We start from the raw sequence: 26,565 nt of genomic DNA, 5'->3' as shown, positions 1-26,565 counted from the left end.
GGGGGGGGGCGCCCCCCCCCCCGGCCCCGCCCCCCCGCCCGCCCCCCCCCCCCCCCCGGGGGGGGGTTTTTGGCCCCCCCCCCCCCCCCCGGGGGGGGGCCCCCCCCCCCCAACCCTACGGCAAATGCTTGCGCAAATACGGGGCCGTCCGGCTGGTCTTGTTGCGCGCCACCTCCGCCGGCGGACCGCAGGCCACCAGCTTGCCGCCGGCCTCGCCCGCCCCCGGACCGATGTCGATCACCCAGTCGCTGCCGGCCACCACCCGCATGGTGTGCTCGACCACGACCACGGTATTGCCCGCGTCGACCAGGCGGTTGAGCTGCACCATCAGGCGGTCGGCATCGAGCGGATGCAGGCCGGTGGTCGGTTCGTCCAGCACGTACAAGGCGTTGCCGCGGGTAGCGCGCTGCAGTTCCGAGGCCAGCTTGATGCGCTGGGCCTCGCCGCCGGACAGCTCGGTGGCCGGCTGGCCCAGGCGCAGGTAGTCCAGGCCCACTTCCGCCAGCACTTCGAGCGAGCGTTCGACCAGGGGCTCGTCCTTGAAGAATTCGATCGCCTCCCCGACCGTCATGCCCAGGACTTCGGCGATATTGCGGCCGCGGTAGCTCACTTCCAGGGTCTTGGCGTTGTAGCGCTTGCCCTCGCACGTCGGGCAAGGCGCGTACACGCTGGGCAGGAACAGCAGCTCGACCATGACGAAGCCTTCGCCCGCGCAGTGCTCGCAGCGGCCCTTGGCCACGTTGAAGGAAAAGCGCCCGGCGTCGTAGCGCCGCTTGCGCGCGTCCGGGGTGGCCGCGAACAGCTTGCGCACCTGGTCGAACAAGCCGGTGTAGGTGGCCAGGTTGGAGCGCGGGGTGCGGCCGATCGGCTTCTGGTCGACCCGCACCAGGCGCCGCACGCCTTCCATGCCGCTGACGATGCGGCCTTCCAGCGGCAGCGCCTCGTCGCGCTCCAGGTCCGGTTCGCCCGGGGTCTCTTCTTCCTCCGCCGGCGCGTGGCCCAGCGCAGCGCCCACCAGTTCGACCAGCACCTGGCTGACCAGGCTGGACTTGCCGGAGCCGGACACGCCCGTCACGCTGGTCAGGACGCCCAGCGGAAAGGCGACGCCTATGCCGTGCAGGTTATTCCGGCGCACGCCTTCGAGCTTGAGCCAGCCGGTGGGCGTGCGCGGCGCCCGCTTGGGCAGCGGCGCCTCGTCGAACAGGTAGCGGCGCGTCTGCGACTTCTCCACGGCGCGCAGTCCTTGCGGCTCGCCGCTGTACAGGATCTGGCCGCCGCGCTCGCCCGCCATCGGGCCGACGTCGACCAGCCAGTCGGCCTTGCGGATCACGTCCAGCGCGTGCTCGACCACGAACAGCGAATTGCCTGCCGCTTTCAGCTGGTCCAGCGCATCCAGCAGGGCCTCGGCGTCGGCCGGGTGCAGGCCGGCCGAGGGCTCGTCCAGCACATAGACCACGCCGAACAGGCTGGAGCGCACCTGGGTGGCCAGGCGCAGGCGCTGCAGCTCGCCCGGCGACAGGGTCGGCGTGCTGCGCTCCAGCGCCAGGTAGCCCAAGCCCAGCGCCAGCAGCACTTCCAGCCGCGCAAACAGGTCGGCCGCGATGCGGCGGCGCACGACCAGCTGCTCGGCGTACAGCTCGCCCTTGTCCTTGTCCTTGCCTTCGGCGTAGGGACGCAGCAGCGTGGCCAGGCGCTCGAGCGGCATGCGCGAGATCTCGGCGATGTCCACGCCGGAGAAGGTCACCGACAGCGACTCCTTGCGCAGGCGCTTGCCTTCGCATTCCGGGCAGGTGGTGCTGACCATGTAGCGCGCCACGCGCTTCTTCATGGACGCGCTTTCGGTGTTGGCGAAAGTCTGCAGCACGTAGCGGCGCGCGCCGGTGAAGGTGCCCTGGTAGCTGGGGGTTTCCTTGCGCCGCAGGGCGGCGCGGGTTTCCTTGGGCGTCAGGCCGGCGTAGACCGGCACCGTGGGGGTTTCCTCGGTGTACAGGATCCAGTCGCGGTCTTTCCTCGGCAGGTCGCGCCAGGGCGTGTCGACGTCGTAGCCCAGGGTGACCAGGATGTCGCGCAGGTTCTGGCCATGCCAGGCCGGCGGCCAGGCGGCCACCGCGCGCTCGCGGATGCTGAGGCTGTCGTCCGGCACCATCGAATCCTCGGTCACGTCGTAGATGCGGCCCATGCCCGAGCAGCGCGGGCAGGCGCCCTGCGGCGTGTTGGGCGAGAAGGATTCCGCATACAGCAGCTCCTGCCCCGGCGGATAGTCGCCGGCGCGCGAGTACAGCATGCGCAGGGAATTCGACAGGGTGCTCACGCTGCCGACCGAAGAGCGCGCAGTCGGCGTGCCGCGCTGCTGCTGGAGGGCGACGGCGGGCGGCAAGCCTTCGATCTCTTCCACTTCGGGCACCGGCATCTGGTGGAACAGGCGGCGCGCATAGGGCGAGACCGATTCCAGGTAGCGCCGCTGCGCTTCCGCGTACAGGGTCCCGAAGGCGAGCGAGGACTTGCCCGAGCCGGACACGCCGGTGAACACCACCAGCGCGCCGCGCGGGATGTCCAGGCTGACGTTCTTCAGGTTGTGCTCGCGCGCGCCGCGTACGCGCACGTAGCCTTCGGGCGCCGGCTCGCGTCCGGCGATGTTCTGTTTCTTGCTGGGCATGTGCCCTCCGGCATCATCGACGATGAGGTATTAGAGCGCGCCGACGGGAGGGCGTCGGTGCGATTCCCAACAGTAGCCTTAGGGGACCGCCAATGCTTCCAGGCTCGCGCACAGCTGGTCGATGCCCGATGGCGCATTGAAGCGCGTGCGGATCTCGCGGCAGCGCCCTCCCACTTCCTCTCTGCCGACGACCCGCCGTAAGGCTTGCGCCACGCGTTCGGCGGTGACGCGCGACGCATGCAGGCTCGCGCCCGCGCCAAGACTGACCACGCGGGCCGCGTTGTCGAACTGGTCGTGCGCCAGCGGGACCACCAGCTGGGGCGTGCCGGCGCGCAAGGCTTCGGCGGTGGTGCCGATGCCCCCATGGTGGGCCAGCGCCGCCACATGGGGCAACAAAGCCTTCAGCGGAACGTACTCCTGCCACAGGATATGTTCGGGCAGTTCAGCGGGAAGCTGCTCGCGGTGCGGCGTCAGGAAGATGGCGCGCAGGCCGAGGCGGCGTGTTGCCTGCGCCGCGGCCTCGAAGTAGCGGCCGGCCTGGCGATTGCCGGTGCCGGGCGTGAAGGCCACGGGTGGAGGACCAGATGCGAGGAAAGCCTGCAGCTCGGGGCCCAGCGCCGCATCGGGCGCCGGGTCATATAAAGGAAAACCGGTCCTGATCATCGGCTGCGGCCAGTCCGGCTGGGTCGGCGCGAACCACCCCGGGAACAGCGTGACCGAGAGATCCGGCACGCCGGTGATGTGCTTGACAAGGTCGTGCACCGGCGGGAGGCCGCGCGCGGCGCGGGCCGCATTCACGTCCGGCAGCGCGACAGGATCGACCAGGCTTGCCGCCAGCCGGCGCCACAGCCAGCGGCGCGCCACATGCGGCGCCCAGCGCGGCACGCGCCAGGGTCCCAGCATCAATGGGTCATGGACGGTGGGCAGGTTGGATGGCGCCAGGTAGGCGGCGGCGATCTTCAGTCCGGGACAGGCTGCGCGGCACAGGTCGGCCTCGGGCAAGGCCAGCGGATGGGCGAGCAGCACGCGGTCCTCGCCGGGCGGCAGCGCTTCCATATAGGCCGGCAGTTCGGCCATCGCGGGCCGGGTGGCCTGCCAGACGACCGCGAAACCGCGGGTTGGATGCCACAAGTCCGGATGGTCGAGCACCGCCGGGTCGGCCGGCAAGCCGTGGAAAGGCAAACCGGCCCGGGTCACATAGGGTTCGTGCTGGACCGGGCCGAGGAAGTCGACCCGGTGGCCGCGTTCGCGCAGCGCCCTGCCCATCCACAGGAAGGGAAACAGGTCGCCCGCCGAACCGATGGTGACGACGACAGCGTGCATCGACGCTTAGCCGAAGGTCAGCCTGCCCTCGATCGAGTCGTCCAGCGTCACGCCGACCACGGCGCCGACCGCCACCTTGGCGCCCGCGACCGCGTTGCCATGCTTGTTGTCCCAGTAGTAGCCGCTGCGCGGGGTAACCTTGATGACGGTGATGCGCGGGTCGTCCTCGCCTTCGGTGAACCAGGTGCGCAGCATGAAGTTCCAGAGCCGCTTGATCTGGGCCTTGTCTTGCGAAATCTCGGCATGGCCGTCGAGTTCGAGGAAGCCCGCATGCTTGCTGACCTGGAAGTAGAGCTTCACGTTCGGGTCGATCGCGATTTCCTGGTTCTTGTGACTGTCGATGCTGCTGAGGAACCAGAGCGTGCCGTTATCGTCCGTTTCGCGCACGCTCATCGGGCGCACACCCCGGCTCGGGCCCAGACTGGCGGCAGTACAAAAGAAGCAGCTGTCCGCGTCCTCGGTCATATCCTTGACGCGCTCGATGGCGCCGGGGCCGCTCAAGTCGCGGCGGTTCAGTTCCGGCTGTTGTTGGTTGATGGAATCCATGAGACCTCCGATGGCCTTGCGGCCGATAGGAAGACTCTACGCGGCATTGCTTGTGCTGTATGTGAGGGCACGTACAGAAACCGGTATCAAGCTGGTTCAGAGGCGGGTCGCCTGCTCCAGCCAGCGCGCGACGACCGCCAGCTCCTGCTGGGTAAAGCCCTCGGCGAGCCGCGCATTCAGTTCGGCCAGCGCGCTGGTCGCCTGGCGGCTGGCTTCCCTGCCCGTCTCGCTCAGCCGCAGCCGGGTCAGGCGTGCGTCGTTCGCATCGCCGATGCGTTCGACCAGGCCGGCCGCCTGCATGCGCTTGGACAGGTTGGTGACGGCGGCGGGGGCGACGTCCAGGGCCTGGGCGATCTCGCCGATGGCCGCGTCTTCGCGCGCGGTGAGCAGGAACAGCAGCCCGGCCTGGGCGGCGCTGGCGCCTTCCCAGGCTTCCGGGCGGCCTTCGATCCAGCGCTGCATGGCGCGCTGGGCGCGGTTGACCAGGGCGACGAAGCGTGGCGGCTTATGCTCAGGCATGCTCTGCCCTCTCCTTTTGCGTGCAGTGCGCCAGCAGCCAGTCGGCGGTCTCCTTCCACAACACGGCTTCGCAGCGGCGGCGGAAGAAGCCCATGTGGCCGATGGCAGGCACGCCCGCCTCGCGCGGCGACACCTGGCGACGTTGCAGCCGGGCCTGCGGCAGGGGCGAGACCAGCATGTCGACCGCGACCGGGTTGGCCCAGGGGTCGTCGGTGAAGCTCAGTACCTTCATTGGGATGCGCTGCATGGCCATGCGGCGTGCGGCGCCGACGGCCGGGTCGTCGAAGAAGTAGCGCGGCTGGGCGCACCAGCCGGACCATTGCAGCATCACGCCGCGCGGCAGGTCTTCGCCCAGGCCGATGCGCTTGCCAGGCATGTAGCCGAGCAGGCGGCACAGCACCGGGGCCAGCACGCTGAGCACGAAGCGCACGCGCTGACGCTCGAACCAGCCGCGCACCGTGCGGGTCGCGCCGGCGTGGGCGGCGATCAGCATGGCGGCGCGCAGCTGGCTGGTGCTCGGGGATAGGGCCAGGGCGTGGCCGCCGACGCTGTGGCCGACGGCGAGCAGCGGCAGATCGGAGAAGCGGGTGGCGGCCCAGGCCGTGACGGCGGGGACGTCCTGGTCGATCCAGTCGGACATCATCACTTCCATGCCGCGCAGGCTGGCGGGGCGGGATTTTCCTGTGCCGCGGTAGTCGTAGGTGATCACGTTGAAGCCGCGGCTGGCGAGGTAGTCGGCGAAGGCGCTGTAGAAGCCTTGCGTGACGGCGGTGGCGGGATGGACCAGGACCGTGGCTTGCGCGTTGGGGACGGTGCGGCAGGTCGCGGCCAGAGTGGTGTGGGCGACGGGGATGGCCACTTCGCTAATTTGCATGGTGCGCTCCGGATCGTTAACGTGTTAACTAAATTAGCATGCGTTCGTTGGGGCGTGCAATGATGCGATTAGAGGGAAGAGTCGAAGTTGGGGGAAGTGCTGCGAACTTGGGTTCCGGCCTTCGCCGGAACCCAAGTTTGTGTGAACAGCTAGCAGCGTAAAGAACTACAGGAACCGATCGAGAATCTTGCGGCTGTGCTTATCGATGCGGTACATATCCCGCACCAGGAAGTTGATCCCATGGCTATCCGCCACCAGCAGCGAGGCCTCCCCCACGCGCCGGATATCCTCATCCACCTTGAGCACGAACTCGGTCTCCCCGCGATCCGTCTTCACGAACCAGGTGCACGGCGTCGCGAAGCTCGATACATCCCTGATGTGCAGGATCTCTGGAATGAACTCGCGTCCTTCGATCTCTTCCTGCACCAGGTTGCGAATCTGCTCCGGCACATCGAGCAGGTCATCGATCCACGCCACTTCCTTGCCCCCGTCGCGCACCAGGGAAATCCCCTTGGTCGGCGCCTGGATCGGAAACGCGCGCACCGGAATCACGCCCACGTGCTCTTCGCCGCTTTCCAGGGTAATCACCAGCTTGCCGAAACTGTCGCGCCGCAGTTGGAAATTCGTCGCCATTAGTCGTCCTTGTCGTCCATGTCCTGGTCCACGTTGCGCGCTTGCGCTTCGTAGAGGCGGTGGTAGGCGCCTTCGCGCGCCATCAGCTCGTCGTGGTTGCCCTCTTCCACCACCACGCCGCGGTCGAGCACGACCAGGCGGTCGGCGCGGTGCAGGGTCGACAGGCGGTGCGCGATGGCGATCGTGGTGCGGCCCTGGACCAGGTTGTCGAGCGCCTTCTGGATCTCTTTCTCGGTTTCCGAGTCCACCGACGAGGTCGCCTCGTCCAGGATCAGGATCGGCGGGTCGATCAGCAGTGCGCGCGCAATCGAAATACGCTGGCGCTCGCCGCCCGACAGGCCCTGCCCGCGCTCGCCCACCATCGAGTCATAGCCCTGCGGCAAGCGCAGGATGAACTCGTGGGCATGCGCCGCACGCGCGGCGGCAATGATTTCCTCGCGGGTCGCGCTCGGCTTGCCGTAGGCGATGTTCTCGGCGATCGTGCCGAAGAACAGGAAAGGTTCCTGCAGCACCAGGCCGATGTTGCGGCGGTAATCCGCCACCGCGAACGAGCGGATGTCCTTGCCATCCAGCAGGATCGCGCCTTCGGCCACGTCGTAGAAGCGGCAGATCAGGTTGACCAGGGTGCTCTTGCCGGAGCCGCTGTGGCCGACCAGGCCCACCATCTCGCCCGCCTTGATCTTGAGCGAAATGCCGCGGTTCACGGCGCGGTTGCCGTAGCGGAATCCGACTTCGCGCAGCTCGATGTCGCCGCGCACCTTGTCCACCTTCACCGGATTGACCGGGTCCGGCACGCTCGACACGTGGTCGAGGATGTCGAAGATACGCTTGGCGGCCGAGGCCGATTTTTGCGTCACCGAGACGATGCGGCTCATGGAATCGAGCTTCACGTAGAAGCGGCCGCTGTAGGCGATGAAGGCCGTCAGGGTGCCCACCGTGATGTCGCCGCGCGAGACCTGCCAGATGCCGAAGCACCATATCACCAGCAGGCCGATCTCGGTCAGCAGCGAGACGGTCGGCGAAAACAGCGACCAGACCTTGTTCAGCTTGTCGTTGACGGCCAGGTTGTGCTTGTTGGCTTCACGGAAGCGGGCGGCTTCGCGCTTTTCCTGGGCGAAGGCCTTCACCACCCGGATGCCGGGGATGGTATCGGCCAGCACGTTGGTGACCTCGCCCCAGACCCGGTCGATCTTCTCGAAGCCGGTGCGCAGCTTGTCGCGCACCACGTGGATCATCCAGGCGATGAAGGGCAGCGGAACCAGCGTGACCAGCGCCAGCCAGGGATTCATGCTGAACAGGATCACGCCGGTCATGATGATCAGGAGGACGTCCGACAGGAAGTCGAGCAGGTGCAGCGACAGGAAGACACTGATCCGGTCCGAACCGCTGCCGATGCGCGACATCAGGTCGCCGGTGCGCTTGCCGCCAAAGTATTCGAGCGACAGCCGCAGCAGGTGTTCATAGGTGGTCGAGCGCAGGTCGGCGCTGATGCGCTCGGAAGCCAGCGCCAGCACGTAGGTCTTGCCCCAGCCTAGCGCCCAGGCCAGCATCGCCGCCCCGAACAGGCCGCCCATATATAAATAGACGAGCGACGTGTCGATGGTCTGGCCGTTTTGATAAGGAATCAACACGTTGTCCATCAGCGGCTTGGTCAGGTAAGGCGGGATCATGTGCGCGCCGGTCGAACCGAGCATCAGCAGGAAGCCGGCCAGCAACTGGCCCTGGTAGGGCTTGGCGAAGCGCCACAGGCGGAACAGGGTCCAGGTGGACGGCGGGGTATGCAGCACCTTTTCGCAGATCGGGCAGTCTTCCTGGTCTGGCTCCAGCGGGGCCTTGCAACTCGGACAAGTATGCTGCTCCGGCGGCTCCACCGCGATGCCGGTGGCCACGCTCTCGACCTGGTCCTTGAACTGATCCACCACGCGGATCGCCTGCAGGTTCTGGCCCAGGGTGAAGCGCCAGGCGCCCAGAAGGCCGTGCGCATCCACCAGTTCCAGGTGGCCGACGCCGGCGTGATCGTGGTGGCGCAGTTCCAGGCCGGCGCGCAGCGGCCAGTCGCGCCAGGCGCTCTCGCCCGGGGCGCGGGCCAGCAGCCGGTGGGTGGTCACCACGACCAGCCCCTTCACGAAACGTAATTTCGCGTCGAGGTCAACCTCCACGCTGCTCAAAACGTTTTCCCCTGGTGCAAGCTGTTTCGCGACGTCACTTTGCCAGTGTTCAGGCAAAAAACTGGCGGCTACCGCCAGCGACGACGGACTAGCAAGTTGTTGAGTTGTCATGTATTGCGCCCGGTGACAGGCAAAAGTTCTGGAGGGATGAGCAAGGCAGCCGGCTCGGCAAGCACAAAAGGGCTGCTAACAGCACCGCTGCGTGAAACGCTCCACAGAGCGACTTAACGTTCTCGTCTATCCTTTGGATGACAAACGGCGATGCTGGCAGAAAATGATGCGGCACGGTAAGCTCCGTTCCCCTCAGTATACATGATGCGTGTTGCGGAAAAGTCCCCGCGGCAGGCGTCGACGATAAGGTAATCGTCCAGGTGAGCAAACGGACACGTGGACATAGATATTGTTAAATGAACAAGAAGAACGACATCAAGTTTCTCCGCGTAAGCTACCTGCGCGGTCCGAACATCTGGACTTACCGCCCGGTGATCGAGGCATGGCTCGACATCGGCGAGCTTGAAGAATCCCCCTCGAACACCCTGCCCGGCTTCACCGAGCGCCTGACCGCCTGGCTGCCGGGCCTGGTCGAGCACCATTGCGGCGTCGGCCACCGCGGCGGCTTCATCGAACGCCTGAACGACGGCACCTGGGCCGGCCACATCCTCGAGCACATCGTGCTCGAGCTGCAGAACCTGGCCGGCATGAAGACCGGCTTCGGCAAGACCCGCTCCACCGGCGAGCATGGCATCTACAAGATGGCCTTCCGCACCCGCGACGAGCTCGTCGGCCGCGCCGCCCTCGACGCCGGCCATGCCCTCCTGATGGCCGCGATCAACGACACCTCCTTCGACCTGCCCGCTACCGTGGCGCAGCTGACCGACCTGGTCGACCGCTACTGCCTGGGCCCGTCGACCGCGCACATCGTCGACGCCGCCACCGACCGCAGGATCCCGTCGATCCGTCTCACGGAAGGCAACCTGGTGCAGCTCGGCCACGGCGCCGCGCAGCGCCGCATCTGGACCGCCGAGACCGACCGCACCAGCGCCATCGGCGAAGGCATCGCCAGCGACAAGGACCTGACCAAGACCCTGCTGTCCTCCTGCGGCGTGCCGGTGCCGGAAGGCTCGATCGCGCGCAGCCCCGAGGACGCCTGGGACGAAGCCCAGGACATCGGCCTGCCGGTCGCCGTCAAGCCGATCGACGGCAACCACGGCCGCGGCGTGTCGCTCAATCTCATGACCGAGGCCGACGTCAAGGCCGCCTACGAGATCGCGGCCGTCGAAGGCGACAGCAAATCGGTGCTGGTCGAGCGCTTCATCCCGGGCAACGAGCACCGCCTGCTGGTGGTCGGCCGCAAGGTGGTCGCCGCCGCCAAGGGCGAATCGCTGTGGGTGACGGGCGACGGCAAGCTCAGTGTCAGCCAACTGTGCGAAACCCAGATCAACATCGATCCACGCCGCGGCGAGAGCGAAGAGCATCCGCTCGGCCTGGTCAAGCCGGCCGAAAGCGACGAGATCCTGCTCGACCTGAAGCGCCAGGGGCTGACGCCGGACTCCGTGCCGCAAGCGGGCCAGAAGGTCCTGATCCAGCTGAACGGCAACGTCGCCGACGACGTCACCGACCTGGTGCACCCGGAAGTCGCGCACGCCGCGGCCCTGGCCGCGCGCGTGGTCGGCCTGGACATCGCCGGCATCGATCTGGTGTGCGAAGACATTTCGCGTCCGCTTGCCGAGCAGCGCGGCGCCATCATCGAAGTCAATTCCAGCCCGGGCCTGCTGGCCCACATCAAGCCGGCCAGCGGCCAGCCGCGCAACGTCGGCCAGGCCATCGTCGACCACCTGTTCGGACCGAACGAGAACGGCCGCATCCCGGTCGTGGGCGTCACCGGCACCCTGGGCACCAGCCTGATCGCCCGCCTGATCGGCTGCCTGGTCCACATCACCGGCAAGCACGTGGGCGTGGCCAACGGCGAAGGCCTGTACCTGGACGCGCGCGAAGTCTCGCACCGCGACTCCACCGGCGCCGAAGCCGGCCAGCGCCTCCTGATCAACCGCACCGTGCAGACCGCCGTGTTCGAATCGAACGCGCGCTCGATCCTGTCGGGCGGCCTGCCCTACGACCGCTGCACCGTGGGCGTGGTGACGGACATGGAAGGCATGGACGACGTGGCCGAGTTCTACATCCGCGACGAAGACGCGATGCGCAACGTGATCCGCAGCCAGGTCGACGTGATCCTGCCGGAAGGCGCGGCCGTGCTGAACGCCGCCAACGAGCGCGTCGCCGCGCTGGCCGAGCTGAGCGACGGCCGCGTGATCTTCTACGCGCTGGACGAGCACAACGCCGTCATGGCCGGGCACCGCGCCAAGGGCGAGCGCATCGTGTTCGCACGCGACGGCCGCATCGTGCTGGCGGAAGGCCAGAACGAGACGCCGCTGCTGGAACTGGCGAAGATGAAGCCGTCCACGGTCAAGCATCCGGAAAACGTGCTGGCGGCGGTGGCGGCGGCCTGGGCGCTGGACGTGCCCGCGGACCTGATTTGCGGCGGCCTGCGTGCTTTCGACGCGACCCCGAAGAAAGCAAACAACTAATATTTGAATCGGCCCGGCAGGCGCCGGGCCTTGGTGTCCGCCTTTGCCCTGCCGGGGCGGCCCGCGAAAGGACTGACGGTTTATGGAAGTATCACGCGTACGGGCCCTGCGTGGCCCCAACCTCTGGAGCCACCACACTTCGGTCGAGGCGATCGTTTCGTGCTCGCCCGAAGAGGAATCGATCGGCGCCCTGCCCGAGTTCGAAAAGCGGCTGCGCACGCGCTTCCCGCAGATCGGCCAGCTGCAGCCGATGGGCCATGACGACACCGTCCCGATGGCCCAGGTGCTCGAGCACGCGGCCCTGGCCCTGCAGGCCGAAGCCGGCTGCCCGGTGACCTTCAGCCGCACCACCGCCACGCTCGAGCGCGGCATCTACCAGGTGGTGGTCGAGTACAGCGAAGAAGACGTCGGCCGCCTGGCCCTGGAACTGGCCCAGGAACTGATCAAGGCCACCGTCGACGACCAGCCCTTCGACCTGGCCGGCGCGCTGGCACGCCTGCGCGAGCTGGACGAGGACGTGCGCCTCGGCCCGTCGACCGGTTCGATCGTGCAGGCCGCGGTGGCCCGCAACATCCCCTTCCGCCGCCTGACCGAAGGCAGCCTGGTGATGTTCGGCTGGGGCAGCCGCCAGCGCCGCATCCAGGCCGCCGAGATCGACGCCACCGGCGCCATCGCCGAATCGATCGCGCAAGACAAGGAACTGTCCAAGAAGTTGCTCGACGCCGCCGGCGTGCCGGTGCCGCACGGCCGCACCGTGACCGATCCGGACGACGCCTGGATTGCGGCTCAGGAGATCGGCCTGCCGGTCGTGATCAAGCCGAAGGACGGCAACCAGGGCAAGGGCGTGACCGTCAACGTCACCACCAGGGAACAGCTGACCGCCGGCTTCCACGCGGCCTCGGAATTCCGCGACGACATCATGGTCGAGCGCTACCTGCCGGGCCACGACTACCGCCTGCTGGTGATCGGCGACAAGCTGGTGGCCGCCGCGCGCCGCGACCCGCCGCAAGTGGTAGGCGACGGCAAGCAGACCGTGCGCCAGCTGGTGGAACAGGTGAACCTGGATCCGCGCCGCGGCGACGGCCACGCCACCTCGCTGACCAAGATCCGCTTCGACGACATCGCCCTGGCCACCCTGGCGAAGCAAGGCCTGAACGCGGACTCCGTGCCGGCCGTCGGCCAGCGCGTGGTCCTGCGCAACAACGCCAACCTGTCGACCGGCGGCTCGGCCACCGACGTCACCGACGACGTCCATCCGGAAGTCGCGGCGCGCGCCATCGCCGCCGCCCACATGGTCGGCCTGGACATCTGCGGCGTCGACCTGGTGTGCGACAGCGTGCTCAAGCCCATCGAGGAACTCCACGGCGGCATCGTCGAAGTCAATGCCGCGCCGGGCCTGCGCATGCACCTCTCGCCCTCGTTCGGCAAGAGCCGCCCGATCGGCGAAGCCATCATGGACACCCTGTACGGCCCCGGCGACGACGGCCGCATCCCGGTGGTGGCCGTCACCGGCACCAACGGCAAGACCACGACCGTGCGCCTGATCGCCCACCTGCTCACCGCATCGGGCCTGCGCACCGGCATGACCAACACCGACGGCGTCTACATCGAAGGCCGCCGCATCGACAGCGGCGACTGCAGCGGCCCGCGCAGCGCGCGCAATGTGCTGCTGCATCCGGACGTGGACGCGGCCGTGTTCGAGACCGCCCGCGGCGGCCTGCTGCGCGAAGGCCTGGCCTTCGACCGCTGCCAGGTGGCGGTGGTGACCAACATCGGCGCGGGCGACCACCTGGGCCTGAACTACATCACCACGCTCGAGGACCTGGCGGTGCTCAAGCGCGTGATCGTGCAGAACGTGGCCGACAACGGCATGGCGGTGCTGAACGCCGCCGACCCGGTGGTGGCCGCGATGGCCGAAGTGACCCGCGGCGACGTGACCTTCTTCGCCCAGGACATCGGCAACCCGCTGATGTCGATGCACCGCGCCCAGGGCCGCCGCGTCGTCTTCGTCGACGACGGCCACCTGGTCTGCGCGCTGGGCAAGCAGGAAGAGCGCATTCCGCTCAACGAGGTGCCGATCACCCGCAACGGCACGGTCGGCTTCCAGGTCGAGAACGTGATGGCCTCGGTGGCCGCTGCCTGGGCGGTGGGCATCAAGTGGGAATCGATCCGCGGCGGCCTGAAGACCTTCGTGGGCGAGAGCGACAATGCCCCGGGCCGCTTTAACGTGTTCGATTACAAGGGTGCGACCGTGATTGCCGACTACGGCCACAACCCGGACGCCATCGCCGCGCTGAGCTCCGCCGTGCAGGGCATGCCTGCCAAGCGCCGCTCGGTGGTGATCAGCGGCGCCGGCGACCGCCGCGACCAGGACATCACGCAGCAGACCGAAATCCTGGGCAAGGTGTTCGACGACGTGCTGCTGTACCAGGACCAGTGCCAGCGCGGCCGCGCCGACGGCGAAGTGCTCGCGCTGCTGCGCAAGGGCCTGATTGGCGCCACCCGCACCAGCCACGTCGAGGAAATCAATGGCGAGTTCGTCGCCATCGACCGTGCGCTGTCGCGCCTCGAAGCGGGCGACCTGTGCCTGATCCTGATCGACCAGGTGGACGAGGCGCTGGCCCACATCGCCAAGCGCATCGCGGAATCGCAGCAGGCAGCCTGATGGCCTGACGAAGGCGGGTGGGTTATCCTAGCCGGATGACTCATCCGCTCCTCCCTCCCCTTGGCGCGCGCATGCTCTTGCGCGCGATGTTCAAACGTCCTGTGCGCCATGCCGGCGCGGACATCCAGGCCACTTATCTCTTACCCGGTATCGACCTGGCCCATGTGCGGCGCTACCAGGCGGCGTTCGGGTTCGAGGGCGATGCCGTACCCCTCACCTTCCTCTACCTGCTCGCGCAGCGCGCCCAGCTGGCGACGATGCTGGACCGGCCGACGCCGTTCAGGATTCCGGGGCTGATCCACGTCGAGAATACGCTGGTCATGCACGGCCCGGTCGATCCGGCGCGGCCGTTGGCGATCACGACGAAGGCGGCGCTGCAGCCTCCTGCGGCGAACGGCGCCATCCACTGCCTGCTCGAGACCCAGGCTTTCGACGGTGAGCGGCTGGCGTTCGTGTGCAGCAGCGATTACCTGGTCAGGCGCGGTAGCAAGGGCGGAGAAGGCAAGCCGTCCCCAGCCATCGCGCCGGCCGCCACGCCGCTCGCGAGCTGGACTCTGGCCGATGACGCCGGGCGCCGCTACGCCGCCCTGTCGGGCGACTGGAATCCGATCCACCTGTGGCCGTGGAGCGCGCGCCGGATGGGCATGCGCGCACCGATCATCCACGGCGCACACACGATGGCGCAAGCCTGCGCCCACCTGGAACGCGCCGGACAAGGCCGGCTGGCGTCGGTCTGGTGCCGCTTCCGCAGCCCCTTGCCGCTGGGTGCGCAGGCAAGGCTCACGGCGGGCCCCGGCGAGGGAGAATTCACGGTGCTCGGCAAGGACCGCGTGGCGGCCGAAGGCCGCGTCTCGGTTGCGACCGGATGAAAAGTGGAGTAATCTTGGATGCGTCGATGCAGCCCGTCTGCAGTTCCTCCAGGAGGCCATATGCCAGAAATCAGACTTGAAGTCCCACAGTCGATCATTGATTCGATCAATGAGAAACTCCGGCAAATAAACGGACGCAGCCCATCCGACAAAGCGCTGAGCGCCAACGATGTGGCGCGCGAAGCCCTGGCGGTCTATAAATGGGCCGTCGAGCAAACCAACCAGGGTTATGCGGTGGTCTCGGCCAATGCCGACCGGGATCCTGTTGTCCAGATTGCAACCCCGCATCTTCCTGCCAAGGTACCTACCAGCCGCTGAGCGTGTCTCATGACCGATCAGACCAGCGGCTGGGATCCCAGGGTGGACCGAGTCGATCCGATCGGCGATCTCGGCCATGAACCCGCTGGCACCGTTGTCTGGGACCCCAGGGTGGTCCAGGCGGATACCGACATCTTCCGCGATTCCTACCATGACCGCCGCTCCCAGCGCGGCATGCGGGAGATCATTACCGTCTGGCTGATCGCCCTGTTCTTCCTGGTGATCGGGCTCGCCTTCACTACCTTGTTCCTCGACGACGACGTGGCGCTGATCGACAGGCGCTTCCAGCACCTGAAGTCCTTATTGGACGTCATCGTCGGCCCCGTCGCCACCCTGCTGTCTTCGGTCATCGGCTTTTACTTCGGCATCCAGGCAACCCAGAACAGAACCGGCCAGGGCAGTTCCGACACTTGACCGGTAGCGCATCAACGCACATCGTCAGGGGGACAACATGGTGTCGCTCGACAGGATTTTCGAAAGCCTGGGCACGTGGGCCAACCGCTTCGTCCCCATGATTACGGTTGCGCTGGCGCTGCTCATCATTCCCCATGCGGTCAAGACAATGCGTCCGGAAAGGCCTGCGCCGCCTATCGTTTTCTGGCCGGACCAGCCGACGCACGGCATCACGCTGCCAGCGGACACCTTGTTCGAGTTCGGCAAAAGCGATCTCACCGCCGAGGGCCGGGCAAAAATTCGGGAAGTTGCCGCCGGCATCGGCGCGCCCGCGCGCAATGCCATCCTGGTCATCGGCCACGCGGATCATTTCGGCGCGCCCGGCGAAAACCAGCGCCTGTCGACGGCGCGCGCCCTTGAAGTGCGCAACGAATTGGTGAAAACCATTGATCCGGCGCTCGTCAGCCATGTCGGTGTCGGGAACCGCTCTCCCCTGAGTAAACCAGGAGAGTGTCCAGGCAAGACCTTGAGCAGGGAAACGCTGGCCTGCAATGCCAAGGACCGGCGGGTCGAGATCTGGCTGCGGCCGCAGCCGGAGCGATCCGGGGCAAAGGAAGCGCCTTTGGGGGCGCTCTAGCGCCGGCGCAGCATCGCGAGCCCGGCCAGGCCGAGCGCCAGCAGGCCCAGCGTGGCTGGTTCCGGCACCTGCGCCGGATCGCCTTGCTGGTCCTCGCCTTCGAGCGTGACGATCAGTTGCGAATAATAGTATTCCAGCGGATCCTGGCGGCTGGTGTCGCCGATACTCAGGGTCCAGCGGCCGAACATGTCGAGACTGTCGAACGCGCTCAGTTTGCCGACCGGGCGGAAGACCCCAGCCTGCACCTGCGGGCCGCGCACCGCCCCCTCGTCGTCGAAGGTGACCGCGACCTGGCCCGCACCGGTGCTGCCTTGGGTGAAGGTGTCTTGCGTCACCAGATCGACCTTGATGCCGCCGGGACTGGTCAGGCGCAGGACGATCTCGTTTTCATAAGGCGTCCCCTTGCCGATGCACTGGCCGCCGGCCAGTCCCAGCACCGGGTTGTCGCACTTGGCAAAGGAGACCAGGATGTTCAGGTCGGCGATGAGGCCATGGCTCTGGACGTCCAGGTAGCGCTGGCCGCTGCTGTTGTCGAACACGCCATAGGCGTTGTCGGTGGCGATGACGCCAGCCTGCGCATTGGCCACACCAAAGACCAGCATCAGCGCGCCGACGATCTTGATGATGTTGCGTTTCATTTGTTCTCCCTAGTCGATCCCTGCTTGTAAGCAATAATCGCACCACGACCACGAAATCCTGCGAAATCAATAACTTGATTCAACATTAGTTTCGCAGCACCAACTAAGTGTAAGGAAACTCGACATCGCCGATCCGGTGATCGCACAAACCGGGATGCGATTTTTGCAGCATCCGGCCGAGTCGAACGCGGTAAAATGGCAAGCCTTGGCTGCGCACCTGCCCCGCCGTACCGAATTCCGAAGACATGAACGCCCCCACTGAGATCAACGCCGCCGCCCTCAAGCACAGCGCGACCGAAAAACACACTCCCATGATGGTGCAATATCTGCGCATCAAGGCCGATTACCCGACCATGCTGGTCTTCTACCGCATGGGCGATTTCTACGAACTGTTCTTCGACGACGCCGAGAAAGCGGCCCGCATCCTGGGCATCACCCTGACCGCGCGCGGCGCCTCGGGCGGCAATCCGGTCAAGATGGCGGGCGTGCCCTTCCACTCGCTGGACGGCTACCTGGCCAAGCTGGTCAAGCTGGGCGAATCCTGCGCGATCTGCGAGCAGATCGGCGACCCGGCCCTGAGCAAGGGCCCGGTGGAGCGCAAGGTGGTGCGCGTGGTCACGCCAGGCACCCTGACCGATTCCGACCTGCTGCCCGAAAAGGCCGAGCGTCCGCTGCTGGCCCTCTACCTGATCAACCAGCGCAAGACCGTCACCGCCGGCCTGGCCTGGCTGTCGCTCGCCAGCGGCGCCCTGCGCCTGATGGAATTCTCGGGCGAGCAGCGCGCGGTGGAGCTGCGCCTGTCGCACGAGCTGGAGCGCATCGCCCCGGCCGAGATCCTGCGCGCCGACGGCGCCGACCTGTTCGAGGCGTCCCCGATCGCGCACACCCAACGCGTGCCGGAGTGGCACTTCGACGTCATCAAGGGCCACCAGGCCCTGCTCGAGCAGCTGAGCGTCGCCACCCTCACCGGCTTCGGCGCGGACGGCCTCGGCGCCGCCTTCGGCGCGGCCGGCGCGCTGCTGCGCTATGCGCAGTCGACCCAGGGCCGTGGCCTGCAGCACGTGCGCAGCCTGACCTGCGAGCTCGAAAACGAATTCATCGGTCTGGATGCCGCCACGCGCCGCAACCTGGAGCTGACCGAGACCATCCGCGGCCAGGAGTCGCCGACCCTGTTCTCGCTGCTGGACGGCTGCCGCACCGCGATGGGCTCGCGCCTGCTGCGCCACTGGCTGCACCACGCGCGCCGCGACCAGGCCGTGGCCCGCTCGCGCCACGAAGCCATCGAGGCGCTGGCCCAGGCGGACGCCTGCGGCGGCCTGTCCGCCACGCTGGCCCAGGTGCCGGACATCGAACGCATCACCACGCGCATCGCGCTGCTGTCGGCGCGCCCGCGCGACCTGGCCAGCCTGCGCGACGGCCTGAAGCAGCTGCCGGCGCTGCGCCAGCAGGTGGCGCGCTGCTTCATCCCGGGCGACTCCTGCCTGCTGCACGAGATCCACGACGACCTCGCCACGCCGGAAGCCTGCCTGGACCTGGTGACGCGCGCGATCATGGAAGAGCCAAGCGCGATGGTGCGCGACGGCGGCGTGTTCGCACGCGGCTTCGACGCCGAGCTGGACGAGCTGCGCGCCCTGTCCGAGAACGCCGGCCAGTTCCTGGTCGACCTGGAAACGCGCGAGCGCGCGCGTACCGGCATCGCCAACCTGCGCGTCGAGTACAACAAGGTGCACGGCTTCTACATCGAGGTCACCAACGGCCAGGCCGACAAGGTGCCGGACGACTACCGCCGCCGCCAGACCCTGAAGAACTGCGAACGCTACATCACGCCGGAACTCAAGGCCTTCGAAGACAAGGCCTTGTCGGCCCAGGACCGCGCGCTGGCGCGCGAGAAGATGCTGTACGACCAGCTGCTCGCCGAGCTGGCGCCGCACATCGGCTGCCTGCAGACCATCGCGCGCGGCCTGGCGCAGATCGACACCCTGGTCGCCCTCGCCAGCCACGCGCTCAAGAACAACTGGTGCGCGCCGCAGCTGGTGAGCGAGCCTTGCCTGACCATCGTCGAGGGCCGCCATCCGGTGGTGGAAAACCAGATCGAACGCTTCATCGCCAACGACTGCCGCCTGTCGAACGACCGCCGCCTGCTCCTGATCACCGGCCCGAACATGGGCGGTAAATCGACCTTCATGCGCCAGGTGGCCCTGATCACCCTGCTCGCCTACATCGGCAGCTATGTGCCGGCCACCCAGGCCACCATCGGCCCGATCGACCGCATCTTCACCCGCATCGGCGCCAGCGACGACCTGGCCAACGGCCGCTCTACCTTCATGGTCGAGATGACCGAATCGGCGGCCATCCTGAACGGCGCCACCGAGCATTCGCTGGTGCTGATGGACGAAGTCGGCCGCGGCACCTCTACGTTTGATGGTCTGGCCCTGGCCTGGGCCATCGCGCGCCACCTGATCGAGTCGAGCCGCAGCTTCACCCTGTTCGCGACCCACTACTTCGAGCTGACCCAGCTGCCCGAGACCCATCCGAGCGCGGTCAACGTGCACCTGTCGGCGGTCGAGCACAAGGACAGCATCGTGTTCCTGCACGCGGTGCAAGAGGGCCCGGCCTCGCAAAGCTACGGCTTGCAGGTGGCCCAGCTGGCGGGCGTGCCGCCGGCCGTGATCAAGGCCGCGCGCAAGCACCTGGCGCGCCTCGAAGCGCAGGCGCTCGACACCACGCCGCAGCTCGACCTGTTCGCCGCGCCGGCCGAGGAAGTCGAAGAAGCGGCGCCGGAGGCGTATGCACCGGCGGACGACGGCCTGCGCGATGCGCTGGCCGCCATCGATCCGGATGCGCTCACCCCACGCGAAGCGCTCGAACGTCTCTACGAGCTCAAGCGCCTCGCCGCCTGATGCGGATAGTACGCACGTCCCTCCTCCTTGCGGCCGCGCTGCTGGCAACGGTACCGGCTCACGGCAAGGACAGGAACAAGGACGCGTCGAGCCACGAATTCGCGTTTGTCGGGAACAGCGCGGACGACGACGGCGAAGCGCGCCTCAAGCGCGTGCTGAAGGAGACGTCGGAAAAGTCGCTGGCCTTCGTGGTCCTCACCGGCATCAAGGGCGACAAGGAGAACTGCGGCGACCGGCTGTACCAGAAGCGGCGCGACCTGATCGACGGCGCGCGGCGGCCGGTGATCGTCTCGCTCGCAGGCAGCGACTGGACCGGCTGCCGCAATTCGGCCGGCCGCACCAATGCCATCGAACGCCTGAACCGCCTGCGCGAACTGCTGTATGGCGAGCCCGCATCGCTGGGCGAAGACAAGCTGCCGGTATCGCGCCTGTCCAGCAGCCCGCGCTTCCGGAGCTATGCGGAGAATGCGCACTGGCAGGTCGGGAAGGTGCTGTACGCGACGGTCAACCTGCCGGCCGAGAACAACCACTATCTTCCTGCGGCGGGCCGCAACAGCGAGTATGAAGACCGCACGGTGGCCAACCGTTTCTGGCTGAACCGCCTGTTCGCGATCGCGCGCAACGAGAAGGCCGAGGCGCTGGTACTGTTCGCCGAAGGCGACGTCAAGCCGCTGCAGCAGGAAGAAGCCAAGGGCCTGCGCGGGCTGCTGCGCAGGGAGCCGGCGGTGCAGGACGGATTCGAGGAGATGCGCAAGCAGATCCAGGCGCGGGCGGCCAGGTTCAAGGGGAAGGTGCTGCTGGTGGATAGTGGCGCGCTCAAGGGCAAGCGGCCGGTGATTACCTGGAAGGGGAACCTGGGGCAGCTTTCCGTTGGGGAGAAGGCCGTGGAGGTGAAGGTGTCTTCGGAGAAGGGAGCGGTGTTTGAGGTGGGGGATGCGAAGCGGTGAACGCTGGCGTTCTTGGCTGATCAAACAAACTTGGGTCCCCGCCTGCGCGGGGACCCAAGTTCAGCGCAAACCGCAGCCCGCCCCTCCAAAAGGGACAAGCACTGCGGCTCACTCAGGCATCACTGCAGCGGCTGGCTGCGGAACTGATCGCCCTCTTCGCTGTCTTCCATCTCATGGCTATGGTGATGGCCATGCGGACCATGCACGTGGCCGTGCTGCACTTCCTCGGCGGTCGCCGCGCGCACGTCGATCACCGACAGGTCGAAACGCAGCGCCATGCCGGCCAGCGGGTGGTTGCCGTCCAGGACGACCTTGTCATCGGCGATGTCGGTCACGGTGAAGATGGTCGGCTCTTCGTCGCCGCCCTCGGCCATGCCTTCGAACTGCATGCCGACTTCGATCGGCTCAGGCAGGCGGTTGCGGTCTTCGACTTTCACCAGTGCAGGATCGTAATCGCCGAACGCATCTTCCGGTTCCACCTGGATGGTCGACGAATAGCCCGGCTCCTTGCCATCGAGCTCTTCCTCAATCTTCGGCAGGGTGTTCTCGTAGCCACCGTGCAGGTAGACCATCGGCTGCGAACCTTCTTCGATCAGGTTGTTTTGCGCGTCCGACAGTTTGTAGTTCACCGTCACGACCGTATCTTTGGCAATCTTCATCGCACATCCTTTCGTTGTAAGGTGCGGATTATACCCTCGAACAGGATACCGCCCCGCTCCGGTGGTTATAATGGCGCATGAAAAAATTACAGCTTCTTGGGGATATTACTCCCGCTCAGTTCTTGCGCGATTACTGGCACAAGAAACCCCTTCTGATCCGCCAAGCCATTCCTGGATTCAAGCCCCTGCTCAAGTTCGAGAAGCTGGCCGAACTGGCCCAGCAGAACCACGTCGAATCGCGCCTCGTGACCCAGCGCGATGGCCAATGGGACATGCAGCACGGTCCGCTGCCGGAACTGCCGGCCCGCACTGAACCGGGCTGGACCATGCTGGTCCAGGGCGCCAATCTCTACGACGAGCGCGCCGACGACTTGCTGCGCCAGTTCCGCTTCGTGCCGGACGCGCGCCTGGACGACCTGATGATCAGCTACGCCAGCGACGGCGGCGGCGTCGGTCCCCACTTCGATTCGTATGACGTGTTCCTGCTGCAGGCGCAGGGCAAGCGCCGCTGGCGCATCGGCGCCCAGCAGGACCTGAGCCTGGTCGAAGGCCTGCCGCTGAAGATCCTGGCCAACTTCGAGCCGGAAGAGGAATTCGTGCTGGAGCCGGGCGACATGCTCTACCTGCCGCCGCACTACGCCCACGACGGCGTGGCCGAGGGCGAATGCATGACCTATTCGATCGGCTTCCGCTCCCCCTCCTTCCAGGAACTGGGCGAAGCCTTCCTGCAGTTCATGGCCGACTCGATCGACCTGCCCGGCCGCTATGCCGACCCGGGCCTGCAGCCGGCCAAGAACCCGGCCGAGATCCCGCGCGAGATGCTGGCCACCATCACCGAAGAACTGAACAAGGTGCGCTGGGACGAAGAAGACGTGACCGTGTTCCTGGGCGAGCACATGTCCGAACCGAAGCACAACGTGTTCTTCACCGGCCCGGCCAAGCCGCTCACCGTGGGCCGCTTCATGGAAACGGCGGCCAAGCGCGGCCTGAAGCTCTCCAGCAAGACCCTGATGCTCTACCGCGGCAAGCACGTGTTCATCAACGGCGAATCCTTCGCCGTCAGCCGTGCCGACAAGGCCGTGCTGGACGCGCTGGCCAACGAACGCCGCCTCGCGGGCGCGCAGCTGGAAAGCGCCACCGACGACGTGCTGGAAGCGCTGTACACCTGGTACCAGGACGGCTGGATCGAACTGGGCTAAGGGAAGCAAACCCAGCCATGGCCGAGCCGCTCACCATCCGCTTCGATACGCGCCGCGAATGCGAGGCGCAGTTCCGCGCCTGCGTGGCGGCGTCCAAGGCCAGGCTGGAGTTGTTCGACCCGGACTTCGCCGTCTTCCCGCTCGGGTCGCCGGACGTGGACGCCGCCCTGCGCGCCTTCCTGGCGGGCGGCGGCATCCTGCGCCTGGCGCTGCACGATCCTTCCCATATCGAGCGCCATTACCCGCGCTTCCTGCGCCTGCTGCGCGACTATGGCCACCTGTGCGAGTGCCGCCAGACCGGGCGCGGCCTGCGCAACCTGACCGATTCCTTCTGTATCGGGGACGGGGAACATGTGGTGCGGCGCTTTCACAGCGACCACCTGCGCGGCGAGGCGGTCTTCCATTCGGCGGAGGCATGCGATGTGCCGGAGCACCGTTTCGCGGCGATCTGGGAAGAGTCCCGGATCGTCTTGCAGCCGACGACAACCGGGCTGTAAGTACAAAAAATTGCCTAGATGACAGCATTTTGGCTGCCGGTTGCATCTTGTAACAATATGAAGCTTAACTCTTCACAAAATACTTTCACTGTGGCATGTGTTCGCTATTGCGATTCAGTAAATTTGGCTATAATATCAGGTCAGGAAGGTTCCGTTGCCTATATGGCAGTATTGCTATTTTTGAAGCACGAGAATTCCGCCGAGCAATAATTACCGGTAATTATTATTCGCAACAAGCAGTACTACTTTTGAAATATTAAGGAAAATCATGAAAAAATCCCTGCTGATCGTTTCCCTGATGGCTGTTGCTCTGGCTGCTTGCAGCAAGAAAGCTGAAGAAACCGCACCGGCTACCCCGGCTGCTACCGAAGCTCCGGCTGCTGCTCCGGCTGCTGACGCTACCGTTGCTCCGGCTGCTGACGCTACCGTCGCTGCTCCGGCTGCTGACGCTGCTGCTGCCGCTTCGGCTGCTGCTTCGACCGCTGCTGACGCAGCTGCTGCTGCTTCGCAAGCTGCTTCGACCGCTGCTGAAGCTGCTAAGCAGTAATCAGAATTTTTCTGATTCCGAAGAAACCGGCCTGCGGGCCGGTTTTTTTTTCGTCCGTAGATATTGCACGCGTGCGTTGAACTTGGATCCCGGCCTGCGCCGGGACGACGGCCTTTGGGCTTGCCACTAGCGCTCGATCCGTCGTCCCGGCGAAGGCCGGAACAATGCCACCGGCATTGTTCCGGCCAAGTTTGCCCGCATAGCGCCAGCGCATAAAAAAACCGGCCCACAAGGGCCGGTTTTCAGTTGCAGGCGAAGATCAGATCACTTCAGCTCGTCAGTCAGCAGCTTCAGGATCTTGGCCGCCGTCGGCGAATTCGCCACCTGGCCGTCATTGGTCTGCACCGTCACTTCGCTCACGCTGGCGCCCTGCTGCGACTTGACCAGCACGCGGTAGCGCTGCGCTTCCTTGGCCTTCTCGTCCTCGCCGAAGGTGAACAGGCGCTTGAAGAAGCCTTCCGTCTTCGACGCGTCCGGATCGACGTAGCGCACGAAGTAGATGCCCTGCACGCGGTCGCGGTCCTCGACGGTGAAGCCGACGCGGTCCAGCGCCAGGCCGACACGGCGCCATGCGCGGTCGAAGCCTTCGTCGACTTCCACCTTGTCGCCCGCCAGCTTGGCGTGCTGCGGCTGCAGCGGCGCGTTGGTGACGGTCGCCTGGGCGGTCTTGACGTCCTTGCTGCCGGTCAGGTGCGCCACCATGCGCGCCAGGAACTGCGCTTCCAGGCCCGGGTCGTTCGGACGCGCGGTCCAGGTGGTGGTTTCCTTCGCCGGGCCGGTCAGCACTTCCTCGACGCCGCGATGGCTCACGTAGATCTCGGTCGAGCCGTCAGGCAGGCGTTCCAGGCGGGTGCGGAACTTGTCTTTCATGCCGGTCGACCAGGCTTTGTCGAACACCCGGCCCAGCGTGTTGCGCAGGAAGTCCTGGGGGATCTTCGACCGGTCTTCGACATAATTGGTTTCCATGGTGCCGGTCGCGGCCGATTCGGCCTCGAGGGCGAAGCCGTTGTCCTCCCAGAACTGGCGCAGCTGCGGCCACAGCTGTTCCGGAGTCTGCTTGACCACCAGCCAGCGCTGGTCGCCGGCGCGCTCGATGCGCACGGACTCGCTCGAGATCGGGCCCACTGCTTCCGCCGCGCCGGCCACCGGCGCCGCACCTTGCTGGCCGCGCGATTGCTGGAAGCTGGAGGCGGTGGCGACACCCTTGCCGTCCGGGACGGCGTAGCGGTTGTCACGCTGCAGCTGGGTCAGGTCCGGCGGCACGTCCAGCGGCGCCGCTTTCTTGGCGCCCCGGTAGTCCACCCTGTCCGATTCGAACACGGTGGTGCAGGCAGCCAGGCTGAGCGCGAGCGCGGTGAGCGTCAGCGCACGGCCGGCGGCGGAAGCGGAAACCAGGGTCGTTTTCTTGCGAATAGTCATGTCGTTCGATGTCAGGTACTAGGAACCCGAATCCTTGCGGATTCAGGACTGTTGGTGGACGCCAGCGGCCACCAGGGCGGCGCGCACGGTGTCGTGGTACTGCGCGGACAGCGGCGCGAGCGGCAGGCGCAGCCCGGCCGGCATCTTGCCCATCTCGGCCAGCGCCCACTTCACCGGCACCGGGTTCGGTTCGATGAACAGCTTGCCGTGCAGGTCCAGCACGCGGTTGTTGATCTCGATCGCGCGCGCGATGTCGCCGGCCATGGCGGCCACGCACAGTTCGTGCATGGCGCGCGGAGCGACGTTGGCGGTGACCGAAATATTGCCGGCGCCGCCGCAGAACATCAGCGCCATCGCGGTCGCGTCGTCGCCGGAATAGACGCCGAAGGACTTGTCGACCATGCGCAGCAGGTCGATGCCGCGGGCGAGGTTGCCGGTGGCGTCCTTGACGCCGACGATGTTGTCGATCGGGGCCAGGCGCGCGATGGTCTCGTTGCTCATGTCGGCCACGGTGCGGCCCGGCACGTTGTACAGGATGATCGGCAGGTCGACGGCTTCCGCGATGGTGCGGAAGTGGCGGTACATGCCTTCTTGCGTCGGACGGTTGTAGTACGGCACCACCTGGAGCGAGGCGTCGGCGCCCACTTCCTTGGCGTGGCGCGTCAGCGCGATCGCCTCGACGGTCGAATTGCCGCCGGTGCCGGCGATCACGGGAATGCGCTTGGCGACGTGGTCGACCGCCAGCTTCACCAGTTCGCAGTGCTCTTCCGGGGAAACGGTGGCCGATTCGCCCGTCGTGCCGACGATGACGACCGCGTCGGTGCCTTCCGCGATGTGCCAGTCGAGCAGTTTGCGCAGGGAGTCGCGGTCAAGACTGCCGTCTTCGAACATCGGGGTGACGATTGCTACGATGCTGCCCTTAATCATAATCTTTGGACCGTGCCAGTAAATAAAAGTCTGATTGTAGCGGATCGCCCGCCGCTATGGTTCATTCCTGACCACAATATGGTCGAGCTTGGCTTCGGTTTTGCCGAATGCCGGGCCCGCCGCGCACAGGCGCTGCACCTGGGCGGCATTAGGCCGGTCGACGTGGCCGTCCTCGTAGGCCAGCACCTGCAGGCCGCCGGCCTGGGCCAGCGCCAGCAATTCGCCCGGCGCCAGCAGGAATTCCGGATTCGAGGGCTTGCCGTAGATCTGGTTCCCCTGCGCGAAGGTTTCGTAGATCAGGATGCCGTCCGGGCGGAGGCTCGCGGCCAGGTGCGGGAACAGCGGGCGATACAGATAATTGGTGACGACGATGGCGGCGAAGCGCCCCTCCTCGAAGGGCCAGGGCGAACCGTCCTCGAGGTCGTATTCCATGGTGGTGACGCCGGGACCGGCGCTGGTGGCCAGCACCTCCGGCTTGCGGTCCAGGGCCAGCACCGGGTGGCCGAGGGCGGCCAGCAGGCGCGTATGGCGGCCGGTGCCGCAGGCCAGGTCCAGCACCTCGCCCTCCGGGACCAAGGGCGCGAAGCGCTGGACCCAGTTCGACGCCGGCAGGTTCATCATGTTGATCGGCGAATTTGTCATGCTC

23 protein-coding genes are annotated in these 26,565 nt (G+C 66.6%); 11 read left to right on the top strand and 12 right to left on the bottom strand.

Annotation, left to right across the window (positions count from 1 at the left end; genetic code table 11):
- Positions 1 to 115: 115 nt before the first annotated feature.
- From uvrA to KBW95_RS22080, 7 genes are all read right to left on the bottom strand, one after another.
- Entirely contained in the window at positions 116 to 2,656 is a 2,541-nt protein-coding gene (gene uvrA, locus KBW95_RS22110; protein ID WP_211529354.1) for an excinuclease ABC subunit UvrA, read from the bottom strand.
- 78 nt (positions 2,657 to 2,734) lie between these two features.
- Positions 2,735 to 3,979, bottom strand: coding sequence for a glycosyltransferase (locus KBW95_RS22105; protein ID WP_211529353.1), 1,245 nt, complete (start codon positions 3,977 to 3,979; stop codon positions 2,735 to 2,737).
- Positions 3,980 to 3,985: 6 nt separating this feature from the next.
- Positions 3,986 to 4,525 (bottom strand): pyridoxamine 5'-phosphate oxidase family protein, encoded by a 540-nt coding sequence (locus tag KBW95_RS22100; RefSeq protein WP_211526307.1) that lies wholly within the window; start codon positions 4,523 to 4,525, stop codon positions 3,986 to 3,988.
- A gap of 96 nt (positions 4,526 to 4,621) precedes the next feature.
- Positions 4,622 to 5,044 (bottom strand): MarR family winged helix-turn-helix transcriptional regulator, encoded by a 423-nt coding sequence (locus KBW95_RS22095; RefSeq protein WP_211526306.1) that lies wholly within the window; start codon positions 5,042 to 5,044, stop codon positions 4,622 to 4,624.
- A complete protein-coding gene (locus KBW95_RS22090) occupies positions 5,037 to 5,918 on the bottom strand; it encodes an alpha/beta fold hydrolase (RefSeq protein WP_211529352.1) in 882 nt (293 codons plus the stop codon). Before KBW95_RS22090 ends, KBW95_RS22095 begins: the two co-directional genes overlap by 8 nt.
- Before the next feature lie 165 nt (positions 5,919 to 6,083).
- On the bottom strand, positions 6,084 to 6,551 hold the full coding sequence (locus tag KBW95_RS22085; RefSeq protein ID WP_211526304.1) for a DUF1854 domain-containing protein: 468 nt from the start codon (positions 6,549 to 6,551) through the stop codon (positions 6,084 to 6,086).
- Positions 6,551 to 8,830, bottom strand: coding sequence for an ABC transporter ATP-binding protein (locus tag KBW95_RS22080; protein ID WP_211526303.1), 2,280 nt, complete (start codon positions 8,828 to 8,830; stop codon positions 6,551 to 6,553). The genes KBW95_RS22085 and KBW95_RS22080 overlap by 1 nt, the downstream gene beginning before the upstream one ends.
- A gap of 296 nt (positions 8,831 to 9,126) precedes the next feature.
- On the opposite strand from KBW95_RS22080, the gene cphA (KBW95_RS22075) reads away from it, so the two are divergent.
- The 6 genes from cphA (KBW95_RS22075) (at position 9,127) to KBW95_RS22050 (ending at position 16,186) form a co-directional block, all read left to right on the top strand.
- Positions 9,127 to 11,304: a cyanophycin synthetase gene (gene cphA / locus KBW95_RS22075; protein WP_211526302.1), complete on the top strand. Its 2,178-nt coding sequence runs from the start codon at positions 9,127 to 9,129 to the stop codon at positions 11,302 to 11,304.
- An 82-nt stretch (positions 11,305 to 11,386) separates the two neighbouring features.
- A complete protein-coding gene (gene cphA, locus KBW95_RS22070) occupies positions 11,387 to 13,969 on the top strand; it encodes a cyanophycin synthetase (protein WP_211526301.1) in 2,583 nt (860 codons plus the stop codon).
- An 86-nt stretch (positions 13,970 to 14,055) separates the two neighbouring features.
- Entirely contained in the window at positions 14,056 to 14,838 is a 783-nt protein-coding gene (locus KBW95_RS22065; protein WP_229429945.1) for a MaoC family dehydratase, read from the top strand.
- A 60-nt stretch (positions 14,839 to 14,898) separates the two neighbouring features.
- Complete coding sequence (locus KBW95_RS22060; RefSeq protein WP_211526299.1) at positions 14,899 to 15,156, top strand: hypothetical protein; 258 nt, start codon at positions 14,899 to 14,901, stop codon at positions 15,154 to 15,156.
- Between the two features lie 9 nt (positions 15,157 to 15,165).
- A complete protein-coding gene (locus KBW95_RS22055) occupies positions 15,166 to 15,570 on the top strand; it encodes a hypothetical protein (RefSeq protein ID WP_211529350.1) in 405 nt (134 codons plus the stop codon).
- A 37-nt stretch (positions 15,571 to 15,607) separates the two neighbouring features.
- Positions 15,608 to 16,186: an OmpA family protein gene (locus KBW95_RS22050; RefSeq protein WP_211529349.1), complete on the top strand. Its 579-nt coding sequence runs from the start codon at positions 15,608 to 15,610 to the stop codon at positions 16,184 to 16,186.
- Here the strand turns inward: KBW95_RS22050 and KBW95_RS22045 are convergent.
- Complete coding sequence (locus KBW95_RS22045) at positions 16,183 to 16,824, bottom strand: PEP-CTERM sorting domain-containing protein (protein WP_211526296.1); 642 nt, start codon at positions 16,822 to 16,824, stop codon at positions 16,183 to 16,185. The two genes, KBW95_RS22050 and KBW95_RS22045, sit on opposite strands and share 4 nt — an antisense overlap.
- A gap of 245 nt (positions 16,825 to 17,069) precedes the next feature.
- On the opposite strand from KBW95_RS22045, the gene mutS reads away from it, so the two are divergent.
- Together mutS and KBW95_RS22035 are read left to right on the top strand one after the other, a co-directional pair.
- Complete coding sequence (gene mutS, locus KBW95_RS22040; protein ID WP_211526295.1) at positions 17,070 to 19,724, top strand: DNA mismatch repair protein MutS; 2,655 nt, start codon at positions 17,070 to 17,072, stop codon at positions 19,722 to 19,724.
- Positions 19,724 to 20,671, top strand: a complete 948-nt coding sequence (locus KBW95_RS22035) for a hypothetical protein (protein ID WP_211529348.1) — start codon at positions 19,724 to 19,726, stop codon at positions 20,669 to 20,671. The genes mutS and KBW95_RS22035 overlap by 1 nt, the downstream gene beginning before the upstream one ends.
- Positions 20,672 to 20,790: 119 nt before the next feature.
- Here KBW95_RS22035 and KBW95_RS22030 read toward each other — a convergent pair whose 3' ends face one another.
- A complete protein-coding gene (locus KBW95_RS22030) occupies positions 20,791 to 21,330 on the bottom strand; it encodes a peptidylprolyl isomerase (protein WP_211529347.1) in 540 nt (179 codons plus the stop codon).
- 77 nt (positions 21,331 to 21,407) lie between these two features.
- On the opposite strand from KBW95_RS22030, the gene KBW95_RS22025 reads away from it, so the two are divergent.
- From KBW95_RS22025 to KBW95_RS22015, 3 genes are all read left to right on the top strand, one after another.
- Positions 21,408 to 22,529: a cupin domain-containing protein gene (locus KBW95_RS22025; protein WP_211526292.1), complete on the top strand. Its 1,122-nt coding sequence runs from the start codon at positions 21,408 to 21,410 to the stop codon at positions 22,527 to 22,529.
- Between the two features lie 17 nt (positions 22,530 to 22,546).
- A complete protein-coding gene (locus KBW95_RS22020) occupies positions 22,547 to 23,026 on the top strand; it encodes a hypothetical protein (protein WP_211526291.1) in 480 nt (159 codons plus the stop codon).
- Between the two features lie 268 nt (positions 23,027 to 23,294).
- Positions 23,295 to 23,573: a hypothetical protein gene (locus KBW95_RS22015; RefSeq protein WP_373888841.1), complete on the top strand. Its 279-nt coding sequence runs from the start codon at positions 23,295 to 23,297 to the stop codon at positions 23,571 to 23,573.
- Positions 23,574 to 23,837: 264 nt separating this feature from the next.
- Here the strand turns inward: KBW95_RS22015 and bamC are convergent, their stop codons facing one another.
- From bamC to KBW95_RS22000, 3 genes are read right to left on the bottom strand one after another with little or no spacing between them, the layout of a single operon-like run.
- The gene (gene bamC, locus KBW95_RS22010) at positions 23,838 to 24,992 is read right to left on the bottom strand and encodes an outer membrane protein assembly factor BamC (protein ID WP_211526289.1); all 1,155 of its coding nucleotides are present in this window, start codon (positions 24,990 to 24,992) and stop codon (positions 23,838 to 23,840) included.
- 42 nt (positions 24,993 to 25,034) lie between these two features.
- The gene (gene dapA / locus KBW95_RS22005) at positions 25,035 to 25,919 is read right to left on the bottom strand and encodes a 4-hydroxy-tetrahydrodipicolinate synthase (protein ID WP_211526288.1); all 885 of its coding nucleotides are present in this window, start codon (positions 25,917 to 25,919) and stop codon (positions 25,035 to 25,037) included.
- Positions 25,920 to 25,973: 54 nt separating this feature from the next.
- Entirely contained in the window at positions 25,974 to 26,561 is a 588-nt protein-coding gene (locus KBW95_RS22000) for a bifunctional 2-polyprenyl-6-hydroxyphenol methylase/3-demethylubiquinol 3-O-methyltransferase UbiG (protein WP_229429944.1), read from the bottom strand.
- Positions 26,562 to 26,565: the final 4 nt, after the last annotated feature.

It is taken from the genome of Massilia sp. ZL223, from assembly GCF_018119395.1.
In the GTDB taxonomy this organism is placed as follows: Bacteria; Pseudomonadota; Gammaproteobacteria; order Burkholderiales; family Burkholderiaceae_D; genus Telluria.
The sequence above is the reverse complement of the archived record's forward strand: the minus strand, read 5'-3'. Positions and strand labels throughout refer to the sequence as shown.